The sequence below is a fragment of the Massilia sp. GER05 genome (assembly GCF_052056005.1).
GTDB lineage: Bacteria > Pseudomonadota > Gammaproteobacteria > Burkholderiales > Burkholderiaceae_D > Telluria > Telluria orientalis.
The window spans coordinates 5,497,420-5,524,169 of sequence record NZ_CP178858.1 but is presented as its reverse complement, the minus strand read 5'-3'; the positions used below and the strand labels follow the sequence as shown (position 1 = coordinate 5,524,169).

General features: G+C 65.7%; 18 protein-coding genes. 15 read left to right on the top strand and 3 right to left on the bottom strand.

The window, feature by feature from the left end; all coding sequences use genetic code 11:
• Window positions 1-2 precede the first annotated feature (2 nt).
• From ACL58G_RS24440 to ACL58G_RS24430, 3 genes are read left to right on the top strand one after another with little or no spacing between them, the layout of a single operon-like run.
• On the top strand, window positions 3-1,997 hold the full coding sequence (locus ACL58G_RS24440; RefSeq protein ID WP_440963466.1) for a glycoside hydrolase family 97 protein: 1,995 nt from the start codon (window positions 3-5) through the stop codon (window positions 1,995-1,997).
• On the top strand, window positions 1,994-4,462 hold the full coding sequence (locus ACL58G_RS24435; protein ID WP_440963465.1) for a TIM-barrel domain-containing protein: 2,469 nt from the start codon (window positions 1,994-1,996) through the stop codon (window positions 4,460-4,462). The genes ACL58G_RS24440 and ACL58G_RS24435 overlap by 4 nt, the downstream gene beginning before the upstream one ends.
• Before the next feature lie 19 nt (window positions 4,463-4,481).
• On the top strand, window positions 4,482-5,417 hold the full coding sequence (locus ACL58G_RS24430; protein ID WP_440963464.1) for an alpha/beta hydrolase: 936 nt from the start codon (window positions 4,482-4,484) through the stop codon (window positions 5,415-5,417).
• A 122-nt stretch (window positions 5,418-5,539) separates the two neighbouring features.
• Here the strand turns inward: ACL58G_RS24430 and ACL58G_RS24425 are convergent, their stop codons facing one another.
• Window positions 5,540-7,654, bottom strand: a complete 2,115-nt coding sequence (locus ACL58G_RS24425; protein WP_413338398.1) for a beta-galactosidase — start codon at window positions 7,652-7,654, stop codon at window positions 5,540-5,542.
• A 315-nt stretch (window positions 7,655-7,969) separates the two neighbouring features.
• Here ACL58G_RS24425 and ACL58G_RS24420 point away from each other — a divergent pair, with 315 nt between their 5' ends.
• The 3 genes from ACL58G_RS24420 to ACL58G_RS24410 all read left to right on the top strand — a co-directional run bounded on the left by ACL58G_RS24420 (window position 7,970) and on the right by ACL58G_RS24410 (window position 11,710).
• Window positions 7,970-9,172, top strand: coding sequence for a helix-turn-helix domain-containing protein (locus ACL58G_RS24420; RefSeq protein WP_413338401.1), 1,203 nt, complete (start codon window positions 7,970-7,972; stop codon window positions 9,170-9,172).
• Between the two features lie 386 nt (window positions 9,173-9,558).
• Window positions 9,559-10,749 (top strand): XylR family transcriptional regulator, encoded by a 1,191-nt coding sequence (locus ACL58G_RS24415; protein WP_413338402.1) that lies wholly within the window; start codon window positions 9,559-9,561, stop codon window positions 10,747-10,749.
• Between the two features lie 103 nt (window positions 10,750-10,852).
• Window positions 10,853-11,710 carry an aldose epimerase family protein gene (locus ACL58G_RS24410; RefSeq protein WP_440963463.1) on the top strand — a complete coding sequence of 286 codons (858 nt, stop codon included), beginning with the start codon at window positions 10,853-10,855 and terminating at the stop codon, window positions 11,708-11,710.
• A 44-nt stretch (window positions 11,711-11,754) separates the two neighbouring features.
• Here ACL58G_RS24410 and icmH read toward each other — a convergent pair whose 3' ends face one another.
• Both icmH and tssK read right to left on the bottom strand, forming a co-directional pair.
• Window positions 11,755-12,519 carry a type IVB secretion system protein IcmH/DotU gene (gene icmH / locus ACL58G_RS24405; protein WP_440963462.1) on the bottom strand — a complete coding sequence of 255 codons (765 nt, stop codon included), beginning with the start codon at window positions 12,517-12,519 and terminating at the stop codon, window positions 11,755-11,757.
• A gap of 16 nt (window positions 12,520-12,535) precedes the next feature.
• Window positions 12,536-13,885 carry a type VI secretion system baseplate subunit TssK gene (gene tssK / locus ACL58G_RS24400; protein ID WP_413339870.1) on the bottom strand — a complete coding sequence of 450 codons (1,350 nt, stop codon included), beginning with the start codon at window positions 13,883-13,885 and terminating at the stop codon, window positions 12,536-12,538.
• Window positions 13,886-14,207: 322 nt separating this feature from the next.
• On the opposite strand from tssK, the gene ACL58G_RS24395 reads away from it, so the two are divergent.
• The 9 genes from ACL58G_RS24395 (at window position 14,208) to ACL58G_RS24355 (ending at window position 26,710) form a co-directional block, all read left to right on the top strand.
• Window positions 14,208-14,816, top strand: a complete 609-nt coding sequence (locus tag ACL58G_RS24395; RefSeq protein ID WP_413339868.1) for a tetratricopeptide repeat protein — start codon at window positions 14,208-14,210, stop codon at window positions 14,814-14,816.
• A 27-nt stretch (window positions 14,817-14,843) separates the two neighbouring features.
• A complete protein-coding gene (gene tssB / locus ACL58G_RS24390) occupies window positions 14,844-15,347 on the top strand; it encodes a type VI secretion system contractile sheath small subunit (RefSeq protein ID WP_413339867.1) in 504 nt (167 codons plus the stop codon).
• 2 nt (window positions 15,348-15,349) lie between these two features.
• A complete protein-coding gene (gene tssC / locus ACL58G_RS24385) occupies window positions 15,350-16,837 on the top strand; it encodes a type VI secretion system contractile sheath large subunit (protein WP_413339866.1) in 1,488 nt (495 codons plus the stop codon).
• Window positions 16,838-16,887: 50 nt separating this feature from the next.
• Window positions 16,888-17,382 carry an Hcp family type VI secretion system effector gene (locus ACL58G_RS24380; RefSeq protein ID WP_056125847.1) on the top strand — a complete coding sequence of 165 codons (495 nt, stop codon included), beginning with the start codon at window positions 16,888-16,890 and terminating at the stop codon, window positions 17,380-17,382.
• Window positions 17,383-17,397: 15 nt separating this feature from the next.
• Window positions 17,398-17,892, top strand: coding sequence for a type VI secretion system baseplate subunit TssE (gene tssE, locus ACL58G_RS24375; protein ID WP_413339864.1), 495 nt, complete (start codon window positions 17,398-17,400; stop codon window positions 17,890-17,892).
• Between the two features lies 1 nt (window position 17,893).
• Window positions 17,894-19,735 carry a type VI secretion system baseplate subunit TssF gene (gene tssF, locus ACL58G_RS24370; protein WP_413387994.1) on the top strand — a complete coding sequence of 614 codons (1,842 nt, stop codon included), beginning with the start codon at window positions 17,894-17,896 and terminating at the stop codon, window positions 19,733-19,735.
• Window positions 19,699-20,781 (top strand): type VI secretion system baseplate subunit TssG, encoded by a 1,083-nt coding sequence (gene tssG, locus ACL58G_RS24365; RefSeq protein ID WP_413387995.1) that lies wholly within the window; start codon window positions 19,699-19,701, stop codon window positions 20,779-20,781. The genes tssF and tssG overlap by 37 nt, the downstream gene beginning before the upstream one ends.
• A 27-nt stretch (window positions 20,782-20,808) precedes the next feature.
• The gene (tssH, locus tag ACL58G_RS24360) at window positions 20,809-23,418 is read left to right on the top strand and encodes a type VI secretion system ATPase TssH (RefSeq protein WP_440963461.1); all 2,610 of its coding nucleotides are present in this window, start codon (window positions 20,809-20,811) and stop codon (window positions 23,416-23,418) included.
• Window positions 23,419-23,725: 307 nt separating this feature from the next.
• Window positions 23,726-26,710, top strand: coding sequence for a TonB-dependent receptor (locus tag ACL58G_RS24355; protein WP_440963460.1), 2,985 nt, complete (start codon window positions 23,726-23,728; stop codon window positions 26,708-26,710).
• The last annotated feature ends 40 nt before the right edge of the window (window positions 26,711-26,750 follow it).

The following is a 26,750-nucleotide window of genomic DNA, read 5'->3' as shown; positions in this document are numbered from 1 at the left end:
ACATGAAACACGTACACCTGATCCCGGCGTTCGCCGCCATCGCCGCCGCCATGCCGGCGCACGCCGCCGCGCCGTACACGGTCGTGTCGCCGGACCACCGCACCCGCATCGAACTCACCGCCGCCGACGGCCAGCTGGCCTACACGGTCATCCGCGACGGCGTGACCGTCATCGCGCAATCCCCGCTCGGCCTCTCCACGACCCAGGGCGCGCTGGACGGCACCACCCTGCGCGTCACCGGCGTCGAGAACAAGACCGTCGACGAGACGTGGCACCCCGTTGCCGGCAAGGCCGCCAGCGTCGCGGACCGCTACAGCCAGGTCGAGCTGCAACTGGCCGGCAAGGACAAGCCGGTCAAGGTCAATCTCGTCGCCCGCGCCTACGACGACGGCGTCGCGTTCCGCTACGTGCTGCCGCGCCAGCAGGTGGCCGACCTGGGCATCAACGGCGAGGCCACGCGCTTCGACTTCCCGGCCGACTACCGCTGCTGGGGCTTCAATCCGGGCCGCTTCGACAGCTCGCACGAGGGCGAGTTCGACCCCGTGCCGGCATCGACGATCCGTCCGCACCACACGTTCGACGCACCGCTCGTGTGCAAGACGGGCAACAAGAAGACCACGTTCGCCATCGCCGAAGCGGACAAGCGCGGCTATGCCGGCGCGTATTATTCCGGCCGCGGCGACGGCGGCCTGGGCGTCGCGGTCGTGCTGGCGCCGCATTACGACGGCGACGTGCAGGTGCATGGTCCGGCCGTGCGCACGATGCTGGCCGACGCGCCCCTCGCCACGCCGTGGCGCGTGGTGATGGTGGCCGACACGCCGGGCGGCCTGACGCAATCCAGCCTGATCGCGACGCTGGGCAGCCCGTCGACGATCGCGGACACCAGCTGGATCAAGCCGGGCAAGGCATCGTGGGACTGGTGGAACGGCTGGGCCGTCGACATGCCGGGCGCCGGCGTCAACACCGCAACCTATAAAGCCTATACGGACTTCGCGGCCAGCCTGGGCCTCGACTACATCCTGATCGACGAAGGCTGGTACGAAGGCAGCTCCGAACAACCGCTGCCGTCCAATCCCTTGAAGCCGGTCCCCGCGATGGACATGCAGGAGATCATCAAGTACGCGAAGCAGAAGAACATCGGCGTGTGGGTCTGGCTGCAGTGGAAACAGCTCGACCGCCAGATGGACGACGCGTTCGCACTGTACGAATCGTGGGGCATCAAGGGCGTCAAGGTCGACTTCATGGACCGCACCGACCAGGACATGGTGGCCTTCTACCACAAGATCCTGTCGAAGGCCGCGAAGCACCACCTGATGGTCGACCTGCACGGCGCGTATCCGCCGGACGGCCTCACGCGCACCTATCCGAACTACATGACGCAGGAAGGCGTGATGGGCGCCGAGTACAACAAGTGGAGCGCACGCGTCACGGCGACCCACAACGTGACCCTGCCGTTCACGCGCATGATCCTCGGTCCGATCGACTACACGCCGGGCGGTTTCCGCTCGATCGCGGCGAAGGACTTCATGGCCCAGCGCCGCAACGTGAAGCCGTTCGTGCAGACGACGCGCGGCCAGGCCGTCGCCATGTACGTCGTGTACGATTCGCCGTTCGGCATGGTCGCCGACAGCCCGGACGCCTACCGCAACGCGGACGGCACCTGGGCCGACGGCGCGAAGTTCATCGGCGCCGTGCCGACCACGTGGGACGAGACGCGCGTGCTGGACGGCGACATCGGCCAGTACATCGTGACCGCCCGCCGCAAGGGCAGCACGTGGTACATCGGCGCGATGACGAACGAGTCGGGCCGCACCGTCGACGTGCCGCTGGACTTCCTGGCGCCGGGCGCGAATTATTCGGCCGCCATCCTGGAAGACGGCAAGGACCGCAACCACCTCGCTGCGCGCACCACGCGCGTGACGGGCAAGAGCCGCCTGCAGCTCAAGCTCGCCGGTTCCGGCGGTGCCGTGGTCACGCTGACGCAAGGAGCGCAATGATGCGGCGGCCGCTGCGGGCCGCGCTGGCGGCGTGCGTGTTGCTGCTGTGCCGGGACGCCGCGTTCGCGGCGATCCGGGACGTGCGCGAGTCCGGCAGCGGCATCGAATACCGGGTGGACGACACCCGCGTGAAGGTCGAATTCGTCACCGACCGCATCGTGCACGTCACGGCGACGCGCAATGGGGACTGGTCGACGTCCGCCCACCTCATGCGAGTGCCGGTCGCCGCCAAGCCGGGGGCGATCACGGCCAGCGACGAGGGCGAGGCCCGCATCCTGCGCTCGGCGCAGGCGGGCGTCGCGGTGAACCGGAAGACGGGCGCGCTCGCGTTCCGCAACGCGGCCGGCGCGGTGCTGCTGCGCGAAGACGATGCGGCGCCCCGTGCGTTCGACCGCGTCGCCGTGTTCAAGTCGACGCCCGATCCGGCCACGGTGTCCACCGTCAAGACGGTCGACGGCGACCGGCAGGTGGCCGGCAAGTATGTGCAAATGAAGGACCGCGACGCGTGGAAGGCGACGGCGCGGTTCCGCCTGGGCGACGACGAAGCGCTGTACGGCCTGGGCTTCGACGAGACGGCCGACCTCGACCTGCGCGGCAAGACCAGGCGCCTGTACCAGCACAACCTGCGCATCGCGATCCCGTTCGTCGTGTCAACGCGCGGCTACGGCGTGCTGTTCGACACGTACAGCGCCATGACGTTCGCGGACGGGAAGACGGGAATGCAGGTGACGAGCGACGTCGTGGACGATCTCGATTACTACTTCATCCTGGGGCCGTCGATGGATGGCGCGGTCGAAGGCTACCGTGAGCTGACGGGTGCCGCGACGATGCTGCCGCGTTGGGCGTACGGCTACGTGCAGTCGAAGGAACGCTACAAGACGCAGGACGAAGTCGTCGAGACGGTGAAGGCATTCCGCAAGCGCCGCATCCCGCTCGACCTCATCGTGCAGGACTGGAATTACTGGACGCCGGACCACTGGGGCAGCCCGGTGCCGGAAGCGGCGCGCTATCCCGATATCGCGGCGATGACGAAGGCCGTGCACGATGAGAACGCGCACGTGATGATCTCGATCTGGCCGAATCCGAGCCCGCTCGATGCACCGGGCAAGGAACTGAAGGACGGCGGCTACCTGAGCGGCGGCACGCCGTACGTCGATTTCTTCCGTCCCGAGGCGGCCGACGTCTATTTCAGCAACGTGTGGAAATACCTGGGCCGGCACGGCATCGATGCGTGGTGGTGCGACTCGACGGAGCCGGAAGTCGCCGACTGGACGTGGGATGCCAAGCGTTCCGGGCGCGCGGACGACGTCAACGTCGACGGCCTGGCGCGCGTCATGGATCCGCAGTACCTGAACGCGTACGCGCTCGTCGACGCGCAGCATTTCATGCGCAACTGGCGCAGGCACGCGCCCGGCAAACGCCTCGTGAACCTGACGCGGTCCGCCTATCCCGGCAGCCAGGCGGCGGGAGCCGTCGCATGGACCGGCGACATCTCGGCCACGTGGTCCGTGTTCGCGCAACAGGTCGCGGCGGTCCAGAGTTACAGCGCATCGGGCAACCCTTACGTCACGTTCGACATCGGAGGATTCTTCGTCGCCCGCGGCCGGCCCTGGTTCATGGCCGGCGACTTCGACCAGGGCGCCGCCGACCTGGGCTACCGCGAGCTTTACACGCGCTGGCTGCAGCTCGGCGTCTTCCTGCCCATGTTCCGCAGCCACGGCACCGACACGCCGCGCGAGCCGTGGCACTTCGGCGCGCCGGGCACGCCGTTTTATGACGCGATCGTGGATGCCATCCAGCTGCGCTACCGCCTGCTGCCGGCAATCTATTCGCAGGCCGGCCTCGTGCACCTGCGCGGCGCATCGTTCATCCGTCCGGTGGCGTTCGCGTTCCCAAATGACCCGCGCACGCACGACCTCAAGTCGCAGATGCTGTTCGGCGACGGCATCATGGTGAGCCCCGTGACGACGCCGATGTATTTCGCCCCCGGCTCCCGGCCGATCGAGGGCGCGGCGCGCACGCGCGACGTGTATCTGCCGGCGGGCACGTGGTTCGATTTCCGGACCGGCGAGCGGCTGGCTGGCGGCCGCACGGTCGCGGTGGCCGCGCCGATCGACCGCATGCCGGTGCACGTCCGGGCGGGTAGCATCGTCCCGCTGGGCCCCGTCGTGCAATATGCGTCGGAACGGCCCGATGCGCCGATCGAGCTGCGGATCTACCCGGGCGCCGACGGCGACTACACGTATTATGAGGACGCCGGTGAGGGCTGGGGCTACGAGCGCGGCGAATACGCACTGACCGGCATGCACTGGGACGACGCGGCACACAAGCTGACGATCGCGCAGCGCCGCGGCGCGTTCCCCGGCATGCAGGCGCGGCGCCGGTTCAAGGTCGTCATCGTCGGCCGGGAGGGCAAGGCGGCCGATCTCGTGTACGATGGCCGGGCCGTGACAATCCAACAATAATCCATTCAGGAACCGAGACATGAAGATTCAGCTTGCCGCCGCCATGGCGGCCGCCCTCCTGTGCGCCGCCGCCCAGGCGCAGGACACCGACGTCGGCGCCAAGGACAACGCCAAGGTCAGCGCAGAAACGGCGCGCGCCAATTTCGCGCGCACTATCGTCCTCGCCGCCGACGACGTGCGCGCGTTCGCGCCGCCGCCCGCCGGATTCGCGGATGCGCAGCCGGGCCGCGCGCAAGGGAAGGTGGAGACGTTCACCTACGCGTCCAGCGTCACGAACAAGCGCCGCACGGCGAACGTCTGGCTGCCGCCCGGTTACGACAAGTCGCACCGCTACCCGGTGCTGTACCTCCTGCACGGCATCGGCGGCAACCAGGACGAGTGGCGCGGCTATGTGCGCGCGCAGGACGTCCTCGACAACCTCGCGGCCGCCGGCAAGATCGTGCCGATGATCGTCGTGATGCCGAACGGCCGCGCACTGGCGGACGACCGCGCGCCGCCGGAGAACAAGGTCTTCACGCCGGAAAACGCGGCCGGCTTCGCGCGTTTCGAGCGCGACCTGCTGGATTCACTGGTTCCCGCCGTCGACGCCGCGTATCCGACGCTGAAGGACAGCGCGCACCGCGCGATCGGCGGCCTGTCGATGGGCGGCGGGCAGGCGCTGAATTTCGGCCTGGGGCATCCGGAAGCGTTCAACTGGGTGGCGGGTTTCTCGCCGGCGCCGAACACGGAAGCGCCCGCGAAGCTGGCGGGTGAGGCGGCGCAGGCGAAGGGCAAGCTGAAACTGGTGTATCTGTCGTGCGGCAACCGCGATGGACTGATCAACGTCGCGCAGGGCGTGCACCGCCAGCTGCGCGAGCAGGGCGTCGCCCACGTGTGGAACGTGGACGGGTATGGGCATGACCGGGACAGCTGGGCGGAAAACCTGTATCACTACGCCCAGCTGCTGTTCCGTTAAGGAGCGTCGTAAAACCTGCTGCGCGTTGCACTGTTGCCCTGCGATGCTCGCTGTACTACTCGTACAGCTGCGCTTCTCGGACAACATTGCTGCCGCTCGCGACGGTTTTCCGAGGCTCCTTTTCAGTTCTCCTCGACGATCGCGAGATCCCACGGCGCCAGCGTGACGGTCTCGTCGCCCTTGACGGCGCGGGACGTCAGCAGGTCTGTGCCGGTCTTGTGGCGGTACGTGAACGTCGCGGGGCTGCCCGAGTAGTTGAAGTAATACCGGATGGTCTTGCCGAACCGGTTCACGCCCGTGCGCGCCTGGATGTGCGACGGCAGTTGCTGGTCCGGCCCGATCAGGCCCTTCTCCTGCAGCACGGATTGCAGCACGGCCTTCTGCAGCTTGTCCGACAAATACGTGCCTTCGTAGACGGCCTTGCCCGCGCCGAACTGGTTCGCCGTGATGGCCGGCCAGCGCCCGAAGAACGGGTGGTCGTACCAGGCGAGCGCCTTCGCCGTATCCAGCTGCAGGAACTCGGCCCAGTGGCGCACCTTGTTGTCGTCGCCGGCCTGGAACGGGTCGCCCTTCAGCGCGAGCGGTTGTGCGAGGTTCGAGAATTCCTGGTAGTGGAAGCCGAGCACCTGGCGCAGGGGACCCGGCGCCATCGTCCAGCGCACCGCGGCGTTCTCGTTCGCGAAGCCGCTCTTGAAGCCCATCACGACGTGGCCGCCCTTGCGCACGAACTCGGCGATCCGCTGCAGCAGCGCGTCGTCCGCGATGTACAGCGACGGCACGACCAGGACCTTGTACGCGGACAGGTCGGCCGTGTCCGGGAACACGAAGTCGGTGCCGACATTCAGGTCGTACAGCGCGCGGTGGATCTGGCGCACTTCCGAGCCGTAGTCGGCGTTGCTGCCCGCCGAGCCCCATTGCGACTGCTTCGCGAACGGCATGTCGTTGATGGCATTGAGCGAATCGCGGCTCCACAGGATCGCGACGTCGTTGTGGATGCGCAGGTCGACGAGGCGCTGGCCGATCTTCTGCAGTTCCTTGCCGGTGCGGCTCATTTCCGCGTAGGCGCGGTTCGGCTCCAGGTCGTGCGAGAGGACGCCTTTCCAGTACGTCTCCTGGTTCGCGTGGATCGACGCCCAGTGCCAGTATTCGACCATGTTGGCGCCGTTGGACAAATGCGTGTAGACGTCCTGGCGGAACTGGCCGTCGTACGGCGGGTACTGGAACGAGGAGCTCCAGTCGGTCGTCTGCGCGTTCGTTTCCGTGACGAGGAAGTTGCCGCCCTTGAGCGAACGCGTGAAGTCGCCGTCGAGCTTCTGGGCAGCGCCGTTGTACTGGTCCTGCGTGCCCCAGTGGTAGATGTTCACGCCGGCGACGTCGAGCTTCTGCGCGACGGCGCTTTCGTTGACGTCGCCGTGCAGCGAGCCGGCGAAATCGTGCGTGACGAACTGGCGCGGGCCCGCGCATTCGCGCACGAGCTGCGCCTGCCAGTGCAGGAAGTCCGTCACGCGCATCTGGCTCCAGCGCGACCATTCCAGTTTGTAGCCCGTGCTCTGGGCGCCGTCCGGCCGGGGCAGGTCGGTCCACGAATGCAGGTCCTGGCCCCAGTAGTTCAGGAACCAGGCGCGGCTGAGGTTTTCCGGCGTGCCGAATTTCTTTTCCAGGTAGTGCTGGAAGCGGATGAAGACGTCGTCGTTGGCGGCGCCGTAGCTGCCCGTCTCGTTGTCGACCTGCCAGCCGATGACGTTCGGGTTGTCCTTGTAGTGCGCGGCGATGCGGCGGATCAGGCGCTCCGCGTAGAAGCGGTAGGCGGGAGAATCCGTATTCATGTTCTGGCGCATGCCGTACGTGTTCTTCGCGCCGTTGAATTTGGTCGCCAGGATTTCCGGATGCTGGCGCGCCATCCACGCGGGGATCGAATAGGTGGGCGTGCCCATGATGACCTTGATGCCGGCCTTGCCCATCGCGTCGACGACGCGGTCCATCCACGCCGTCTCGAAGCGGCCGTCCTCCGGCTCCCACAGGCTCCATGTCGATTCGCCCAGGCGCACGACGTTGAAGCCGGCCGCCTTGATCATCTGGACGTCCTTGTCCAGCCGCTCGTAGGGCATGTATTCGTGATAGTACGCGGCGCCGTAAAGGACGGTCGGGAAGTCCGGCTGGGCGGCCGCGGCGGGGGCGCATGCGCCGCCTGCGAGTGCGCACGCCAGCGCGAGTGGGAGGAGTCTCCGGGTGAACATTCGTAGCCTTTCTTATGGATAGAGGTCTGGATAGTCATGCATTCTGACGTGTCGGGACAGGGTCGGGCAATTACGAAATTCGCTTCCTGCCATACGATTTGTCGTAGGTGTCGAGGTTGGGCAATTTCGTATGGGGTGCTGGCATTTTTCACAATTGCGGCGGCGCGTCATGGCTTCCACAATGGCTGGGTAGTCTCCTACCGCCTGGCATGGTAGGTTTTATGGGGCGGCCCTGGGCCGCCCCTTTTTTTGCCTTCGTATTGACCGGGCTGTTATGATCGGAGCGATCGAAGATCACTCAACGGCCGTACGACCATGCAAGAGTTTTACAAGAAGTCGCTGCTCTTTCTGATCGCGCTGCTGGTCGTGGATGCGCTGCTCGCGGCCTTGTTCATTTTCCTGAGCCAGCCGACCTATACGTTGTCGCCGGCGCTCCGGGACGGCATCCGCTGGGACCCCGTCGCCGTGTCCGACAAGGAGTTGGACGGCACGTCGGCAGTCAATCTGCGCGGTGCGGGACCCGGCGCGGTATCCTTCGACTACCGCCTGACGCACGACGGCAAGTTTCCGTTTGCCGGCATCCGGTTCATGGCCAAGGACGCGAAGGGCAACCTGGCCACGGTCGACCTGCGGGGATACGAGACCATCACGTTCACCGCGCGCTGCTTGCCCGCCTATCCGATGATGCTGGGCATGACCGTGTTCGACGACAAGATCTCGGTCCCGGGCCAGTACCTCACCTACCGGTCGCCCGGTACGTTCTTTCCTTGTAACGAACAAGGCGTGCCCGTGTCCATCGACATCCGGCGGCTGACCGTCCCCGACTGGTGGCTGTCGATGATGAAACTGCCGCTGTCGTCCAAGGATTACCAGCTCGACAAGGTGGCGCAGTTTTCCTTCGGTTCGAGTTCGCGAACGCCATTCGACCTCGATGCGCACGTGGAAATCAGCAATATCAAATTGCACAGGCAGGATTACCGGTATATCGGCGCGCTTGCCGTGATTCTCGTAACGGGCTGGATCATGTTCGGCATCTGGTTTTTCCGGACCCATACAAGGACCCTGGCCGCCAGCCTGAATTCCAGATTGAAAAAGGATCTGCCGCTGGTCGCTTACCGCCAATTAACCGTGCAGCCATATCGGGACGAGGAAAGCGCGACGGTGCTGAAATATATCGCGACGAATTACACGAATCCCGAACTGGAACTGGAAAGCGTGGTGGCCGGCACCGGTGCCAACCGGAATAAAGTGAATGAGCTGCTGAAAACGGAACTCGGCATGACGTTCACCGGTTATGTGAATAAATTGCGGCTGACCGAAGCGGCGCGCCTGCTCACGGAAAAAAGCACCGCGACCGTGGCGGAAATCGCCTATTCGGTCGGCTATGCCAACGTGTCGTATTTCAACCGTTTGTTCAAGGAAGAGTACGGTTGCACGCCGAAGGCATTCCGGACGCTGGCACCTGGCCAGCCGTCCATCGACGCCGAGTCACGGCCAAAAAAGGTGGGAAACGGCTGATCCAGCCTTCCACTCCCTGCAAAACTGATCGTACTTTTTGCACGGTGAAAGAAATCCGCTTGCTGACGTTATAGGCGCCCCGGGGTGGGATCCTATTCTTGAGCTGAAGGGGCGCCGCCACCGGCACCCCGGTCACGCTACGAGGAACCATCCCATGACTGCGCATGTCCCGTGCCCAACCCATTCCAGCCGCGCGCTCGCAATGAGCGCATCTTCCCGCCGTCTGGAAAACACCATCCATTGTTTGCCCCGCTTTGCCGGGCATTGCGCTGCCTGATCTCCTTGTTGCTGCGTTATCTGTTTACTGAGCTGTTTACTAAACATGCCATGCCGGGCCCGTTTAGCCCGGAAACAAAATAAAAATAGTTTCACAGGAGACGACAAGAGTGAAAACGACGAAAGCCTATCGGATAGCGCTGCTATTCAACGGAAACAAAACCTTCGATCGCGATGTGATTGCCGGAATTGCCGGCCATTTGGGCGGTACGCGCGTGGCCTGGGATTTATTTCTGGAAGAGGATTTCCGCCTGCGCCTGAATGGAATGGATCGCTGGCAGGGCGATGGCGTCATCGCCGATTTCGACGACCCGGCCGTCGTCCGGGCATTATCCGGCTGCACGGTGCCGGTGGTCGGCGTCGGCGGTTCCTATGCGAACGAGGACGCGTATCCGCCCGGCGTGCCCTATGTCGCGACCGATAATGTCAAGCTGGTCAAGCTGGCGCGCGACCACCTGATCGACGTCGGCCTGCAACGCTTTGCCATGTTCAGCCTGCCCGAAGCGCAGGAAAGCCGCTGGGCGCAGGAGCGCGAGCGCGCGTTCCGCACCCTGATGGCCGACGACCGGATGGAAGCGGAGATCTTCCGCGGCTGCGAGACCAGCGCGGCGTCGTGGGACGCGGCGGTGCAGGGCCAGATCGACTGGCTGCGCAGCCTGCCCAAGCCGGTGGGCGTCATCGCCGTCACGGACGCGCGCGCGCGCCAGCTGCTGCAGGCCTGCGCGATCGCCGGCATCTCGGTGCCGGAGCAGGTGGCGCTGATCGGCATCGACAACGACCCGCTCGTGCGCATGCTGACCCGCATCCCGCTCAGCTCCGTGATCCAGGGCGCGCACGAGATGGGCCGCACGGCGGCGCACCTGCTGGAGCAGATGCTGCACGGCGTGCGCCTGTCGAACACGCGCATCCTCGTGCCGCCGGCCGGCATCAACGTCCTCGCGTCGAGCCGCTACCAGGCCGTCAAGCATCCGCACGTGATGCGGGCCTGCCACTACATCCGCCAGTACGCGTGCCAGGGCATCAAGACGCACCAGGTGGCGGAGTACGTGGGCGTGTCGCGCTCCTCGCTGGAAGTCTACTTCCGCCAGGAGCTGGGCTGCAGCGTGCACGACATGATCCTCAAGTCGAAGCTGGAAGCGGCCAAGGCGGGACTGGAAAGCGGCGAACGCAGCATCGCGGACGTGGCGCTGGGCTGCGGGTTCACGTCCACGCAGTACATGCACCTCGTGTTCAAGCGCGAACTCGGCTGCACGCCGCGCGCATGGCGCGACCGGGCGCTGGGCGAACGCACCGCGGCGTAGCATCGGCGAGAATCGTTCGGCCCGTTGGTGATTTTCGTAATTGAAACACAACGCGCGGGCCGGGAGAATGGCTTCCTATCGAACCTCGGGAAGCCAGACTGCAATGACGATCCACCTCATTCCGGGCGCCCCGGCCGTGTCGGCCGGCGAACGCTCGTTCATGCTCGAGAACGCGGCCGGCATGACCGTGACGATCGGCGAACGGGGCGCGCAATTGCGTGCCTGGGTCGCGCCCGACCGTTACGGGCGCATGGCCGATGTCGTGCAGTCGGACCTCGACGGCATCCCGTCCGGCGGCCGCGCCACGCGCTGGGAGGGGCGGCAGGCGAACGGCGTCGTGTCGCTGGCGCTCACCGCGGGCGGCGACGGGGCGGGGATGCTCGTGCATTACCGGCTGGACGACGAGGGCGCCCTGTCGATCGAGTACCAGGCCGTGGCCGGCGTGCCGATCCCGCTCGCGGCGCTGGCGCATCCTTCCTTCAATCTCTCCGGCAGCCTGGCCGACGTGGGCGACCACATGGTGCAGATCGACGCCGACTATTTCGAGGAAACGGGGCCGGGCGGCACGCCCGCCGGCGTGGCCGCCGTGGGCGGGACGGCCTTCGACTTCCGCCAGGCCGCCGCCATCGGCCCGCGCCTGCACTGGACCGACACCCAGCTGCAGCGCGCCGGCGGCTTCGATCACTGCTTCTGCGTCCGCAACCACTTCGCCGGCGGCCAGGGGCAGTTGCGCGAAGTGGCCCGCGTGTTCGACCCGGCCTCCGGGCGCCGCCTCCAGCTGCACACGACCGAGGCGGCCGTGCGCTTCAGCAGCGGCGCGGGCCTGCCGCGCCTGGACGCGTTCCGCGTCGAAGCCCACGCGCGACCCGGCCTCATGAGCGCGGCGTGGCCGCGCGTGATGCTGCATCCGGGGCAGGTGTACCGGCAGACGACCGTTTACCGGTTGTCGTTGCAGGCGTAATTTCGTGTAGCGGGTAGGGCGGGCACCCCGTGCCCGCGCGAACGTCAAGGCAGCGTGATCGTCAGATTCGCCGCCCGCGGCGCCATCTTGACGACGTCGCTGTACGCATTCATGCGCGCCTCGCTCGTGTGCCCGAGCGACGTGCGCAGTCCCACGTAGCCCAGCACGCAGATCAGGCCGAACACCGAGTACAGCACCCACAGCGGCAGGTCGCTGCGCAGCTTGTGGCGGATCTGGTCGGGACGTTCCGCGTGCGGCGCGAAGCCGCCGCGCTTGCCCTTCATGTGCGCGATCTCGTCGCCCAGGCGCGACGTCAGGTAGTTCAGCTTTTCCGTCCCCTCCAGGATGTAGCGGCCCTGGAAGCCGAGCAGGAGGCACATGTGGAAGACTTCGAGCGCTTCCACGTGGGCGCTGCCGCGCGCGCGCAGCTGTTCCAGGCGTTCGAAGAAGTGCTCGCCCGCGAGCTGGTCGCCGAACAGCTGCAGCTGCAGCGGGCGGCGCTCCCACGCGTCGCGGATCGTGAAGTGCGAGCGCAGGATGATCTCGTCGACCGCGGCGCAGAACGCGTATTTCGCGGCGTCGACGTCGTCCGGCGACGCGTTGTGCTTGCGCGCGTTGCGCCCGAAGTCGTCGAGGAATTGCGTCATCTTGCGCGCGAACGCGGCGTCGTCCTGCGGGCCGTTGCCGTTCTTGAGCATGAACAGGGCGTAGAAGCCGTCGTACATCAGGTCCAGCAGCGTCTGCGGCGCCGCCGGCGCCGCCGCCGGGGTGCCGGCGGCCATGAGGGAAGGTGCGGTTGCGGTGGTCATGGAAGGTCTCTCGGGTTCAGGAGGTCACGGCGACGAGGTCGGGCTTCACGTCCGCCATGCTGCCGGGGACGTAGATCGAGATCGACTGCGCCTGCAGCATGCGCTCGTACATCTGGCCTTTCGCTTCAATGGCGAAGTAGACGGCGTCTGGCCGCACCGGCACGGCGGCCGGCACCTGCGGCGCGTGCACGAGGCGCACGCCGGGCATCGCGGACAGCACGAATTTTTCCACGTCGTCCGGCGCGCCGATCTTCAGCCGCAGCGGCACCACGTCCACCAGTTCGCTGGCCGCCATGTCGCCGGACACGGCCAGGTAGAACGTCGTCTTGTCGTCGATCTTTTCCGAGTCCAGCATGCCATGCCAGTACGACGGTTTCACTTCGCGCAGCGCGATGGCGAAGTAGCGCGACGAGATCACGGTGTCGAGCAGTTCGCGGATGATCTGGTGCAGCGTCGCGAACGCGGGGCCGGGGTCGGCGTGCTGGTACGGCGGCAGGTCGGCCAGGGTCCAGCTCTTCGAGAACGTCATCAGGCTGCCCGCCAGCGACAGCAGTTGTTCGTACAGCCGTTCCGGATGCAGCGCCGGATTGTGGAAGTAGTGCGACAGGTTCGCGCACGCCGTGCTGGCCGTGTGCAGCAGCCAGAACGACGACATGTCGCCCGAGCGGAATTCGATCACGTGCCGGCTCGGTTCGCGGTGGTGGCCGTACAGCGCACTGACCTTCGCCTGCAGCGCATCCAGCAGCCGGCGCAGCTGCAGGAACAGCAGCGGCGCGCTCCTGATCGTCAGGCTGGGCGGCACGAACGACCCATCGAGCTCGAAGCCGCCGGTGGCCGCGCGGCGCAGCCGCAGCACGGGCACGTGCACGTAGGCGTCCAGCGGCTCCCCATCCGACACGAGGCGCACCGTCTTGCGCAGGTACGTCAGCTGCGCGCTCGCGGCCTGCGTGTACAGGTCCGGCGTGTCGCGGTCCAGCTGCGCGAAACGCGCGGTGTGCGTGCCGTCGCCGTCGGTCCGGTGCCCGCTGAAATTCGCGCCGTATGGCTTGAAGCCGGGCAGGGCGGCGTGCCACGTCACCGTCTGCACGGATTGCGGCAGCTGGCTCAGGTCGACGGCGTCCGGCAGGTCGTCGCCGCCCGGCGCGGAATACAGCTCGCCGTCGGGAAAACGCACCGACAGTTCGAGCAGGCGCAGCGCGTCGTTGGCCAGCGCGTCGCGGTCGACCTGGACCGCGACGACGCCCCAGGCATACGGGTGCAGCAGGCCCGCCGTGCGGTGCAGCCGATCCTCGTGGTACTGGTCCTGTTGCTGGAAATGCTGGGGGCGGAGGAATAGTCCTTCGCCCCATAAGATTTTGCCGCTCATGCGTTGGTTATCCCCTGGCGCTGCTGAAAATGAAAATGGCAGAACAGTAACATTTCTTACGGAAATTTAGCGCACGATTATGACACAAATTTTCTTTGTGATAATTCGTGATATTTCTTTGGCATAACGTCAGATGCCGTCAGGTTACAAGGAAAATCAATGGGAAATAGTGGAAATTGGTGAGCATTTCACTCGTCACTGACCCGCGTACGATTGTAAATAAAATTGAGGTTGATCAATAATATAATTCTGATACTATAAAAAAAGTTTTACAAAGTTAATACCAAGGCATCACTTAGTTCACCCTTTTGCGAGGACCCGCATGACCCCTGCATTTCCCGTTGGCCGCTTGAGCCGTTTCGTTGGCGCCGCCGCCTGCGCCCTCCTTCTTTCCGCTTGCGCGACGACGAAGCCGGAACTGGCCGAGAAGCCGCCCGTGCCCACGATGGACGAGCTGCTGGCCAAGGCCACCGAGGCCAGCACCGCCGGCCGCAAGGAAGACGCGGTCACGCTGTGGAAGGAGGCGGCCGCCGCCTACCCGGCCGACAAGGCGCCGTGGTCCAGCATCGCCCAGACCCGCTACGACGCCGGCCAGTACGGCGAAGCGATCGTCAGCGCCCAGGAAGTGCTGGTGCGCGATCCGAACGACCGCCTGGCGAACAGCATCATCGCCATCAGCGGCCTGCGCCTGTCGACGCGCGCCCTGGCCGACCTGAGCCGCCAGAACAACCTGTCCGGCTCGATCAAGACGGAGTCGCAGGACCTGGCCAAGCTGCTGCGCGAGAGCCTCGGCGAGCAGATCCTCGTGCCGCCGCCCGTGCAGGCCGCGCCGCCGGCGAAAGCCGCCGCGAAGGGCCGCGCCAGGCCGAAGGCGAAACACGCCGTCGCCGCCGGCGCGTCCGGTGCCGATCCGTTCGGCGCACTGAAATAACGTCCGAAACAACCACAGGGGAATCCCATGTCCAGAAATTCCAGTGTGCAGAAAAAACTGCAGAAAGTCCGCCCGCCGCGCGTGCAAATGACGTACGACGTCGAGATCGGCGATGCGATCGAGAACAAGGAGCTGCCGCTGGTCGTCGGCGTCGTCGGCGATTTCGGCGGGAATTCCGAAGTCCCGCAAAAACGCCTGAAGGAGCGCAGCTTCGTCGGCATCGACCGCGACAACTTCGACGAAGTCATGAAGGGCGTCGAACCCCGCGCCACGTACCGCGTGAACAACGAACTCACGGGCGAGGGCGGCCAGTTCGCCGTCGACCTGACGTTCCGCTCGATGGACGACTTCCGTCCCGAGGCTGTCGTGAACCAGGTCGAGCCGCTGCGTAAGCTGCTCGAGGCCCGCACGAAGCTGGCCGACCTGCGCAACAAGCTGGCCGGTAACGACAAGCTCGAAGACCTGCTCAACGACGTGTTGAACAGCACCGAAACCCTGGCCAAGCTGGGCCAGCCGACGACGAAAGAGTGATCATGTCCGCACTCCAGAACGCGGCCCTCGCGGCCGACACTCCCCTCGCACCCGAGGCCGACCTGCTCGACCAGATCGTCGAGCAGAGCAAGGTGGCGAAATCCAGCGCCGAACATGCGCGCGCCCGCGACCTGATCGCGGAACTGGTCAACCAGGTCATGGACGGCACGGTGGTCGTGTCCGACAACCTGGCGGCCACCATCGACGCCCGCGTGGCGGAGCTGGACCGCCTGATCTCCGCGCAGCTGTCGGCGGTGATGCACGCGCCGGAATTCCAGAAGCTGGAATCCAGCTGGACGGGCCTGAACTACCTCGTCAACAACACGGCGACGGGCCCGAACCTGAAGGTCAAGATGCTCAACGCGACCAAGCGCGAACTGGTGAAGGACTTCCAGAGCGCCATCGAGTTCGACCAGAGCACCATGTTCCGCAAGGTCTACGAAGAAGAATTCGGCACCTTCGGCGGCGCGCCGTTCGGGGCGCTGCTGGGCGACTTCGAGATTACCCGCCAGCCGGAAGACATGTACTTCATCGAGCAGATGTCGCACGTGGCGGCGGCCGCGCACGCGCCGTTCATCACGGCCGCGTCGCCCGAGCTGTTCGGCCTCGAAAGCTATTCGGATCTCGGCAAGCCGCGCGACCTGTCGAAGATCTTCGACACCGTCGAATACGCGAAATGGAAGGCGTTCCGCGAATCGGAAGACGCGCGCTACGTGGGCCTGACCTTGCCGCGCTTCCTCGGCCGCCTGCCGTACAACCCGGCCGACGGCGCCACCACCGAAGGCTTCAACTACGTCGAGGACGTGGACGGCACCGACCACCACAAATACCTGTGGTGCAACGCGGCCTACGCGTTCGGCACCAAGCTGACGGGCGCGTTCGAGGACTACGGCTGGTGCGCGGCGATCCGCGGCGTGGAAGGCGGCGGCCTCGTGGAAAACCTGCCGACCCACACGTTCAAGACGGACGAAGGCGAGATCGCGCTGAAATGCCCGACCGAGATCGCCATCACCGACCGCCGCGAAAAAGAGCTGTCGGACCTCGGTTTCATCTCGCTCGTGCACTGCAAGAACACGGACTACGCGGCCTTCTTCGGCGCGCAGTCGGCGCAGAAGGCGCGCAAGTACGCGAGCGACGCCGCCAACGCGAATGCCGTGCTGTCGGCCCAGCTGCAATACATCTTCGCCGTCTCGCGCATCGCCCACTACATGAAGGCCATGATGCGCGACAAGATCGGCAGCTTCGCCGCCGCGGCCAACGTCGAGGACTTCCTGAACCGCTGGCTCACGCAGTACGTCCTGCTGGACGACAACGCGAGCCAGGAACAGAAGGCGCAGTTCCCGCTGCGCGAAGCGAGCGTGCAGGTGCAGGAAGTGCCGGGCCGTCCGGGCGTCTACCGGGCCGTCTCGTTCCTGCGTCCGCACTTCCAGCTCGACGAACTGTCCGTATCGCTGCGCCTCGTCGCGGAACTGCCGGCATCGGCCACCTGATCAACTTTGTAGTCCCCCCGTATCAACTGAACTGAAAGGAAAAACACAACATGGCAATCGACGTCTACCTGCAAATCGACGGTATCAAAGGCGAATCCGCCGACACCGCACACAAGGACTGGATCGAAGTCAAGAGCGTCCAGTGGGAAGTCCTGCAACCGAAATCGGCCACCGCGTCGACCGGCGGCGGCCACACCGCCGAGCGCACCGAGCACAAGGACATCGTCGTCTCGAAGCTGGCCGACCTGGCCACCCCGATCCTGCTGCAGACCTGCTCGTCGGGCAAGACCATCCCGAAAGCGAAGTTCGAGTTCCTGCGTGCGGACGGCCAGGGCGAGCGCGTCAAGTACTTCGAGATCGAACTGGAAAACGTCCTGATCTCCAGCGTCTCGCCGTCCGTCGAGCAGGGCAACATCCTGACCGAAGACGTGTCGATCAAGTACTCCAAGGTGAAATGGAAGTACACCCAGCAGAAGGTCAACGGCGGCACGGGCGGTAACACGTCGGGCGGCTGGGACCTGTCGGCCAACAAGATCGCGGCCTGATAGCGCGCCGGCACGATGTCCGCCAAAGGATTCATGCCGGGGTTGTTCGATCGCCTGATCGACCGTCCCGGCCAGGCCCAGACGGGCACCGTGCCGCGCGTCTCGCTCGAGGAAATGAAGGATTCGGTGGCGCGCGACCTGGAGGCGCTGCTGAATACCCGCGCCGTGATGCCGGAAGAGGCATTCCGGCGCTTTCCCGAATGCGCGCGTTCCATCGTCGCGTACGGCCTGCACGATTTCGCGGGCCTGTCGCTGTCGAGCACCGACGATCGCGCCTTCATCTGCCGTAGCCTGGAAGCGGCGATCGCGCGCCACGAACCGCGCCTGCGCAACGTGCAGGCCCGCCTCGAACTGCGCGACGATGCCGTGAACCGCCTGAATTTTTCGATCACCGCGCTGATGGTCGTGAGCGCGGCGCACGAGCCGGTCAACTTCGACGCCGTGCTGCAGCCCTCCAGCCAGCATTACACCATCAGCAAGGCCCGCCGTGCGGCGGCGCCGGGAGCCTGAGTTGGACCAGTTATTACCGTATTACGAGCAGGAGCTCGGTTTCCTGCGCCGCCATTCGCGCGAATTCTCCGAGCGCTACCCCAGGATCGCCGGCAAGCTGCTCATCGGCGGCGAAGTGTGCGAAGACCCGCACATCGAACGCATGATCGAATCGTTCGCGCTGCTGAATTCCCGCATCGCCAAGCGCCTCGACGACGACTACCCCGAATTCACCGAAGCGCTGCTCGACGTCCTGTACCCGCACTACCTGCGCCCGTTCCCATCGTGCTCGATCGCGCGCATGGACTTCGGCGGCGCCGCCGCGCAGCCCGGCGCCGCCGGCGAGATCCCGCGCGGCACGCAGCTCGCCACGCGCCCCGTGCGCGGCGCGCCGTGCACCTTCCGCACCGCCTACCCCGTGACGGTGGCGCCGCTGGACCTGGCGCGCGCCCGCTTCGACGCCATCCTCGACGCGCCCGACGCCGTGCGTCCGCCGCCGCAGGCGACGTCGAAGCTGTCGATCACGCTGGCCGCCACGGGCGCCAATCCGATCGCGGGCCTGAAGCTGGCGAGCCTGCGCGTATTCATCGACGGCGAACCGTCGTTCTGCGCCGCGCTGCGCGACGCGCTGTTCATGCGCGGCGTGTGCGCGTACGCGGAAGCCGACGGCAACGGGCGCTGGATCCCGCTGTCGAAGATCCCGCTGCAGCCGGCCGGCTTCGGCGAGGACGAGTCGCTGATCGACTTCCCGGCCCGCTCGCACACGGCGTACCGCCTGCTCACCGAATATTTTTGCTTCCCCGAGAAGTTCAACTTCTTCGACATCGACCTGGCCGCATTGACGGCCGCGCTGCCGGCAGGGACGCGTACCATCACGCTGCACCTGGCCTTGTCCGGCCTGCGCGCGGATTCGAACGCGGCCCGCATGCTGGGCACGTTGTCCGCGACGAACCTGCTGCTGGGCTGCACGCCGGTGGTGAATTTGTTCCGCCAGCGCGGCGAACCGATCCGCCTGACGCACACGACGGCCAGCTATCCCGTGCTGGCGGACGCGCGCCGCGCCTTCGCGTTCGAGGTGCAGGCTATCGACAGCGTGCGCCTCGTGCGCCAGACCCCGCAGGGCGAATCCATTGTGGAGTTTCGGCCGTTTTACTCGCTGCGCCACGGCCAGATGCCCGACAAGAGCGGCCATTACTGGATCATGCGGCGCGACCCGCTGCTGGCCGAACGCAGCCCCGGCTACGAGACCCAGATCTCCCTCGTCGACATCGATTTCGACCCGGCCGAGGTGGAGACGGACACGCTGAGCATCGAGCTCACGTGCACCAACCGCGACCTGCCCGCGCTGCTGTCGTACGGCGTGCGCGGCGGCGACCTGTTCATCGAGGGCGGATCGACGGTGCAGTCGATCAGCTTCCTGCGCAAGCCCACGCCGTCGTACCGCTTCGAGCGCGGACGCGGCGCGCACTGGCGCCTGATCTCGCACCTGTCGCTGAATCATCTGTCGCTGTCGGGCGGCGGCATCGCCGCGTTCCGCGAGATGCTCACCCTGTACGACCTGCCGCGCTCACCCTCGACGCAGCGCCAGATCGGCGGCATCCTCGCCGTCGAGCACCGCCCCGCGACGGCATGGCTGCCGGGGAATCCGTTCGCCTGCATGGTGCGCGGCATCGAGGTGCGGCTGACGATCGACGAGGAGGCGTTCGTCGGCAGCGGCGTCGACGCGTTCGCCCACATCGTCGAACGCTTCCTCGGCCTGTACGTGCACGCCAACAGCTTCACGCAACTCGTGATCGTTTCCAACAAGACCGGAGGAGAGCTGCTGCGATGCACGCCCCGAAGCGGCGATTTGAGCCTGCTGTAATCGAGCGGCTGTTCGCGCAGCCGTACCGCTTCCAGTATTTCCAGGCCGTGCGCATGATCGAGCTGTGGCTGCGCAAGCGCGGCATGGCGGAAGAGGGCGCGCTGGCGAATTTCCTGCGCTTTAGCAATTCGACCTCGCTCGCCTTCCCGGCCAGCGAGATCGAGGCGCTGCACGCGGAACCGCGCACGGTCGCGCCGAACAGCGCCGCCCTGGCCGCCGCTTTGCAGTCGCAGGAGCTGAAGTACGTGCGGCTGACGCCCACGTTCATGGGCCTGCTGGGTTCGAGCGGCGCCTTGCCGGCCCATTACACGGAGCGGGTGGCCGCGCAGCAGATCGCCGAACGGGACGACGGCCCGCGCGCCTTCCTCGACACGTTCTCGACCCGCACGCTGGCCCTGTTCTACGAGGCCTGGCGCAAGTACCGGCTGGAGCTGAAATACGGCGGCCGCCGGGATGGCTTCCTGCCACTGCTGCTGTCGCTGGCCGGCATGGGCCACACGGCGCTGCGCCGACGCCTGTCCGACCACGGCGACGGCGTGCTGGACGAAACCTTCGCCTACTTCGCCACCGCGATGCGCCAGCGGCCCGCGTCCAGCGTGCAGATCGCGCGCGTGCTGTCCGAGTACTTTGGCCAGCCCGTGCGCGCCGAGCAGTTCATCGGCCGTTGGTACGACGTGCCGGCCACGCAGCAGACGGCGCTCGGCCTCGGCAACGCCACGCTGGGCGGCGGCGCCATGGCCGGCACGCGCGTGTGGCAGCGCGACCTGCGCCTGCGCCTCGTCATCGGTCCGCTGGACCTGCCGTCCTACGAAGCCTTCCTGCCGGGCGGGCGCGCGGCGCGCGCGCTGGGCAATATGGTGACCATGTTCACCGGGCTGTCGCTCGAATACGAAGTGCAGCTCGTGCTGCGCGCGGCCGACGTGCGGGGCAGCACGCTGGCCGGCACGCGGACGGCCGGCGCACGCCTGGGCTGGGACGGGTTCCTCGTCGACGGCCCCCAAATACAAGACCGCGCCGATGTGCGCTATGAGATTCACGCAAACTAAGACATGCCAACTGAAAGAGGACACGCGATGAGCATCAACCTGAAAACCCTGATCGGCAAACTGGACGACACCTGCCGCGCGGCCGCCACGCGGGCGGCCGGCCTGTGCGTGTCGCTGGGACAGTACGAGGTCGACATCGAGCACCTGTTCCTCGCGCTGCTGGAACAGCCCGCGTGCGACCTGGCCGTGATCGCGCGGCGCTGCGGCGTGTCGATCGAGCGGCTCGAGGCGGACCTGCACGCGGAAGTGGCCGGCTTCAGGAGCGGCAACACGCGCACGCCCGTGTTCTCGGAGCGGTTGCCGAAACTGTTCGAACACGCGTGGCTCATCGCGTCGCTCGACCTGCGCGCGGGCCAGCAGGCCGGCATCCGCAGCGGCCATCTGCTGCAGGCGCTCCTGAGTTCTCCCGAGCTGGCGCAGCTGGCGCACCGGGTGTCGCCGCAGTTCGCCGAATTCGACCTGGACCGCATCAAGCACCATTTCGACGACGTGACGGGCGGCTCCGACGAAGCACCGGCCGTCGCCGCGGCGCCCGTGCAGGACGCGGGCGGCGACCCGGTGGGCGAGCTGCGGCGCCAGGGACCGTCGAAGACGCCCGCGCTGGACCAGTTCACGACGAACCTCACGCAGCGCGCGCGCGACGGCAAGGTCGATCCGGTGATCGGGCGCGACGCGGAAATCCGCCAGCTCGTCGACATCCTCATGCGCCGCCGCCAGAACAACCCGATCCTGACGGGCGAAGCGGGCGTCGGCAAGACGGCCGTCGTGGAAGGCCTTGCATTGCGCGTCGCGACGGGCGACGTGCCCGAGGTATTGCGCGGCGTGGAAATTCACGTGCTGGACCTGGGCCTGCTGCAGGCCGGCGCCAGCGTGAAGGGCGAGTTCGAGAACCGCCTCAAGAACACCATCGACGAAGTGAAAAAAAGCCCGCACCCGATCATCCTGTTCATCGACGAGGCGCATACGATGATCGGCGCGGGCGGCCAGGCGGGCCAGAACGACGCGGCGAATTTGCTGAAGCCGGCGCTGGCACGGGGCGAGCTGCGCACGATCGCGGCCACCACGTGGAGCGAGTACAAGAAATATTTCGAGAAGGATCCCGCGCTGGCGCGCCGGTTCCAGGTCGTGAAGGTCGAGGAGCCGAGCGAGGAACTGGCGTGCGCGATGCTGCGCGGGATGGCGCCGCTGATGGAGAAGCATTTCAATGTCCGCATCCACGACGAGGCCATCACGGAAGCCGTGCGCCTGTCGCACCGCTACATCAGCGGGCGCCAGCTGCCGGACAAGGCCATCGGCGTGCTGGACACGGCGTGCGCGAAAGTGGCGCTGGGCCGCGACGCGGCGCCGGCCCGCATCGAAGACCTCACGCGCCAGCTGGAGCGCCTCGATGCCGAACGCGCGGCCTTGGAGCGCGAGCAGGCGGCGGGCGAGGGCGCGCACGACGCGCGGCTGGGCGAGTTGTCCGCGGCGCGCGGTGCCGCCGAGGACGAACTGGCCACGTTGCGTGCGCGCTGGGAGCGTGAGCGCGATCTCGTGGTCCGCATCCGCGAAGCGCTAGACGCGCGTGGCCTGCGCGACGAACTGAAGGCCGTGCAGGGCGAAACGCCGCTCGTTCCGCTGCAGGTGGATGGCCACGTGGTCGCCGGCATCGTCGCCGGCTGGACCGGTATCCCGCTCGGCAAGATGGTCAAGGACGAGATCCGCACGGTGCTGAATTTGCAGGACCTGCTGGAGCAGCGCGTGCTGGGCCAATCGCATGCGATCGACGCGGTCGCGCAGCGCGTGCGCACGGCGCGCGCGAACCTCGACGATCCGAACAAGCCGCAGGGCGTGTTCCTGTTCGTCGGCCCCTCCGGCGTCGGCAAGACGGAGACGGCGCTGGCGCTGGCCGACGTGCTGTACGGCGGCGAACGCAAGCTCGTCACCATCAACATGAGCGAATACCAGGAAGCGCACAGCGTCTCCGGCCTGAAAGGCTCGCCGCCGGGCTACGTGGGCTATGGCGAGGGCGGCGTGCTGACGGAGGCCGTGCGCCGCAACCCGTACAGCGTCGTGCTGCTCGACGAGGTGGAAAAGGCCCACCCGGACGTGCTGGAGCTGTTCTTCCAGATCTTCGACAAGGGCGTGCTGGACGACGCGGAAGGCCGCGAAGTGGATTTCCGCAACACCCTCATCATCCTCACGTCGAACGTCGCGTCGAGCACACTGATGCAGGCTTGCCTGAACAAGGCGCCGGAAGAGGTGCCGGGCGCCGAGGAACTGGAGGCGCTGATCCGTCCCGCGCTCGTCAAGCAGTTCAAGCCGGCATTCCTGGGCCGCCTGAAAGTCGTGCCGTTCTATCCGATCCCGGACGACGTGCTGGCGCAAATCATCGAACTCAAGCTCGGACGCATCGGCCAGCGCGTGGCCGCCAACCACAAGGCGGCGTTCGCGTACGACGAGTCGCTCGTGGATGCGGTGCTGGCCCGCTGCACGGAAGTCGATTCCGGCGCGCGCAACGTCGACAACATCCTCAACGGCACCTTGCTGCCGCAGATTGCCGAGGCCGTCCTGGCGCGCATGGCGGAAGGGGCGGCGATCGAGCGGATCGCGGTGGGCGCCGACGAGAGCGGCGATTTCACGTATGCAATCGCGTAGAAATGGACGGGCGGGCTGCGCTCGTCGATATCGATAACAAACAGGGTGTGGTCGACGCCGGTGCGCGCCGATCCACGCTGCACGGTTTTAGGGCCGTGTTAGCGATAACGCCCGTCTCTACCGTATCTTCCTCGCATCACTAGTAAAAATCATAACGCCGAATGGTTGCTTTTATTACTCGGCGAACTCCTATAATCCATTCGCATTGTTATCGATATCTAAAACGGCAGCCGGCTGCATGGCAAGCCGTAAAACCAGCGAAACAATAAGACGACAAGTCCATTCGGATTACTTGGAGGAGAAGAAGATGCACCAGAAATACTACAACGTCCCGCGCATGACCCTCGTCGCACTGGCCCTGTCCCAGGCCTTCGCGTCGCAAGCGCTGGCACAGGTCGCGCCGGTCGAAGCCAACACCGTCGTCGTGAAGGGCCTCCGCGCCAGCGCGGAATCGTCCCTGTCGATCAAGAAGAACGCGATGGAAGTCGTCGACTCCATCACTGCCGACGACATCGGCAAGCTGCCCGATCCTAACGTCGCGGAAACGCTCACACGCCTGCCGGGCGTGCAGGGTTACCGCTACGGCGGCGAAGGCGCCTCGCCGGGCGGCAACGGCTCCGGCATGACCATCCGCGGCCTGTCGAACCAGACGGCGTCGCAAATCAACGGACGCGCCTATTTCACCGCCGGCTCGCGCGAATTCAACATCGAAGACGCGGTTCCGGCCATGGTCGCCGGCATCGACGTCTACAAGAACCCTTCCGCCGAACACGTCGAAGGCGCCATCGGCGGCCTGATCAACCTGCGCACCCGCAATCCGAGCGATTTCAAGGGTTTTACCGCTGTGCTGAACGGCAATATGCGCTACAACGATCTCGTCCGGAAGAAAGAACCTGAAGTAAGCGGACTGCTCGCCAACCGCTTCGATCTCGGCGGCGGTTCGCGCATCGGCGTGATGGCCGCCTTCGCCTTCCAGAAGACCACCAGCCGTAACGACTCTGCCGGCACCAATGGCGGTATGAATTACCGGCGCACGGTTCGTGGCGACAGCGCCGAGTACGCGAGCCTGGCGGCCGCGAACACGGGCAATAACGTGGCCCTGCCCATGTCGAAATATGTCGGCCGCAGCGACATCACTTACCTGGCGCCCGTGGACGTGATACCGGCGGCGGGCACCGTTACTCCCAACGCAGTGCCGGACACGTCCAAGCTGACACCCGCACAGGCCGCCAACATTATCTCCGCCAATACCCTCGGTCCCTGGCCCAGTGTGGAAAGCATCGCGCGCACGCGCAAAGCCCTGAACCTCGGGGCCGATTATCGCGTCAACAATACCTTGCGCTTCTACACCGAAGGCGCCTACACCTCTTACCTGTACAACCAGAACTATCTTTTTACCCGCATTTTCAACGACTACGGGGGTAACGTCCAGAACCTGACGCTCACGCCGTTCACCATCAACGAGTACATGGCCAACCGCAACGCCAACGGCGGCAGCAACGACGTCGTGACTACCCAGCGTGCGCTCGGCGGTACCTTCCTGAACCAGCCGATCGGTACGTGGGGCGGCGATGAGCACAGCCTGTACACGACCTGGAACGTGGCCACGGGCGTCGAGTGGAGCCCGACCCCCGCACTGTCGCTCAAGGGCGATATCAACTACATCAGGGCGGACCGCATCAAGGACAACCGCCGTGTCGAGATGGGCAACGCACCCGGCCAGTACTTCGATATTACTCGCGTCAACCAGAACTGGAACGACGGCCACTACACCGACATTCACGGCAACGATTGGTCCGATCCAGCCAAATTCGTCTTCCAGAAATACAGCGGCGACGGCTACCAGGAATTCCACGACAATGGCGCCGCGACCGCGCTCAGCGGCATCTATACGTTCGAAGACGGCTTCTTCACCAGGTTGAAGTTCGGCACGCGCTTTGCGCATCAGACCAATCGGTTCTTTGACAAGAATCCCTACAACGGGGGCAAGTGGTTGACGACGGACGGCAAGCCGCTCGCCGCCGATTACTCGAACGCGATTTCCGCGGCGTCCAAGCCGGGCGTCCTGGGACAGGCGCCGACGAACATGCTGGGCAATCAGAACGGCTATACCGGGGGCTTTGTCGTGTACAACCCGGACGCGCTGCTGGGCAACCAGGTTGCCGCACAATTCCCGCAAGCGAATATCGTCCCCGAGGGCAGCTACCCGGAATATGAGCTGGGCCGTCGTTATCTCAACGAGAATACGCTGGCCGGTTACGTCTCCACCGACTTCGCGGCGTTCGACGAGCGCCTCAAGGGTAACGTCGGCGTACGTGTCGTCCGCACCAAGTCCCAGGCGACCGCGCGCGTCCTCTCCGACCCGGCCCAGGCGACGTCCCCGCTGATCGACAATACGAAAACGACGACCTACACGAATGTCCTGCCGGCGTTTAACGTCACCTACGACATCGCGAAGGATTTCCTGGCCCGCTTCGGCTATGGCCGCGGCATGACCCGTCCCAATCTGGACCTGCTGAATCCGAACTACTCGTACAACTTCGGAAACGGCACCGCCAACGTGGGCAATCCGGACCTGAGCCCGCAGAAAGCCGACAGTGTCGACCTCTCGCTCGAGCGCTATTTCAGCCCGACGAACTATCTGGCGCTCGGCCTGTTCAACAAGGACATCAGCGGCTTCTTCAGCCAACTCTCGAGCTGCGGGATGCCGCAGAATGCGGTGTCCTACACGGGGCCCAGCAACGGCTGCTCGAATGGCCAGTGGATGGTCTCGAAGAACGTCAATGCCGCGAAGGGCTATGCGCGCGGCGTGGAATTGTCCGGGCAGTGGTTCTTCAACGACAAGGATAGCTGGCTGAAGAACTTCGGTGTGGCAGGCTCCTATACGTATGTCGATACGTCCGCTCCGCTGAATATCGGCACGAACACGGCGCCCATCTTCATCGACGCGCAGCAGAACTTCGTATCCAAGAACAGCTACAGCCTTACCGGCATGTACGAGGACAGCAAGCTGTCGGCCCGCCTCGTGTACACCTGGCGTTCGTCCCAGAACCGGGGTTACAACGGACTCATTCCGTTGTTCAGCACTTACATCGGGTCCTACGGTCTGGTCGACGGATCGATCAACTACGCGATCGACGAGCACCTGACGCTGTCCTTCAATGCGTCGAACATCACGAACACGGCGCCCAACCGCTACGCCGGCGAAGTGCAAACCATGGAAACGGGCCGGGAGTACTCGCACATGGACAACGGCCGCTCGTTCAGCCTCGGCCTGCGCTACAAGTTCTGATCACGGCAAGCACCGGCACGGACGACCGCACTGCGCGGCC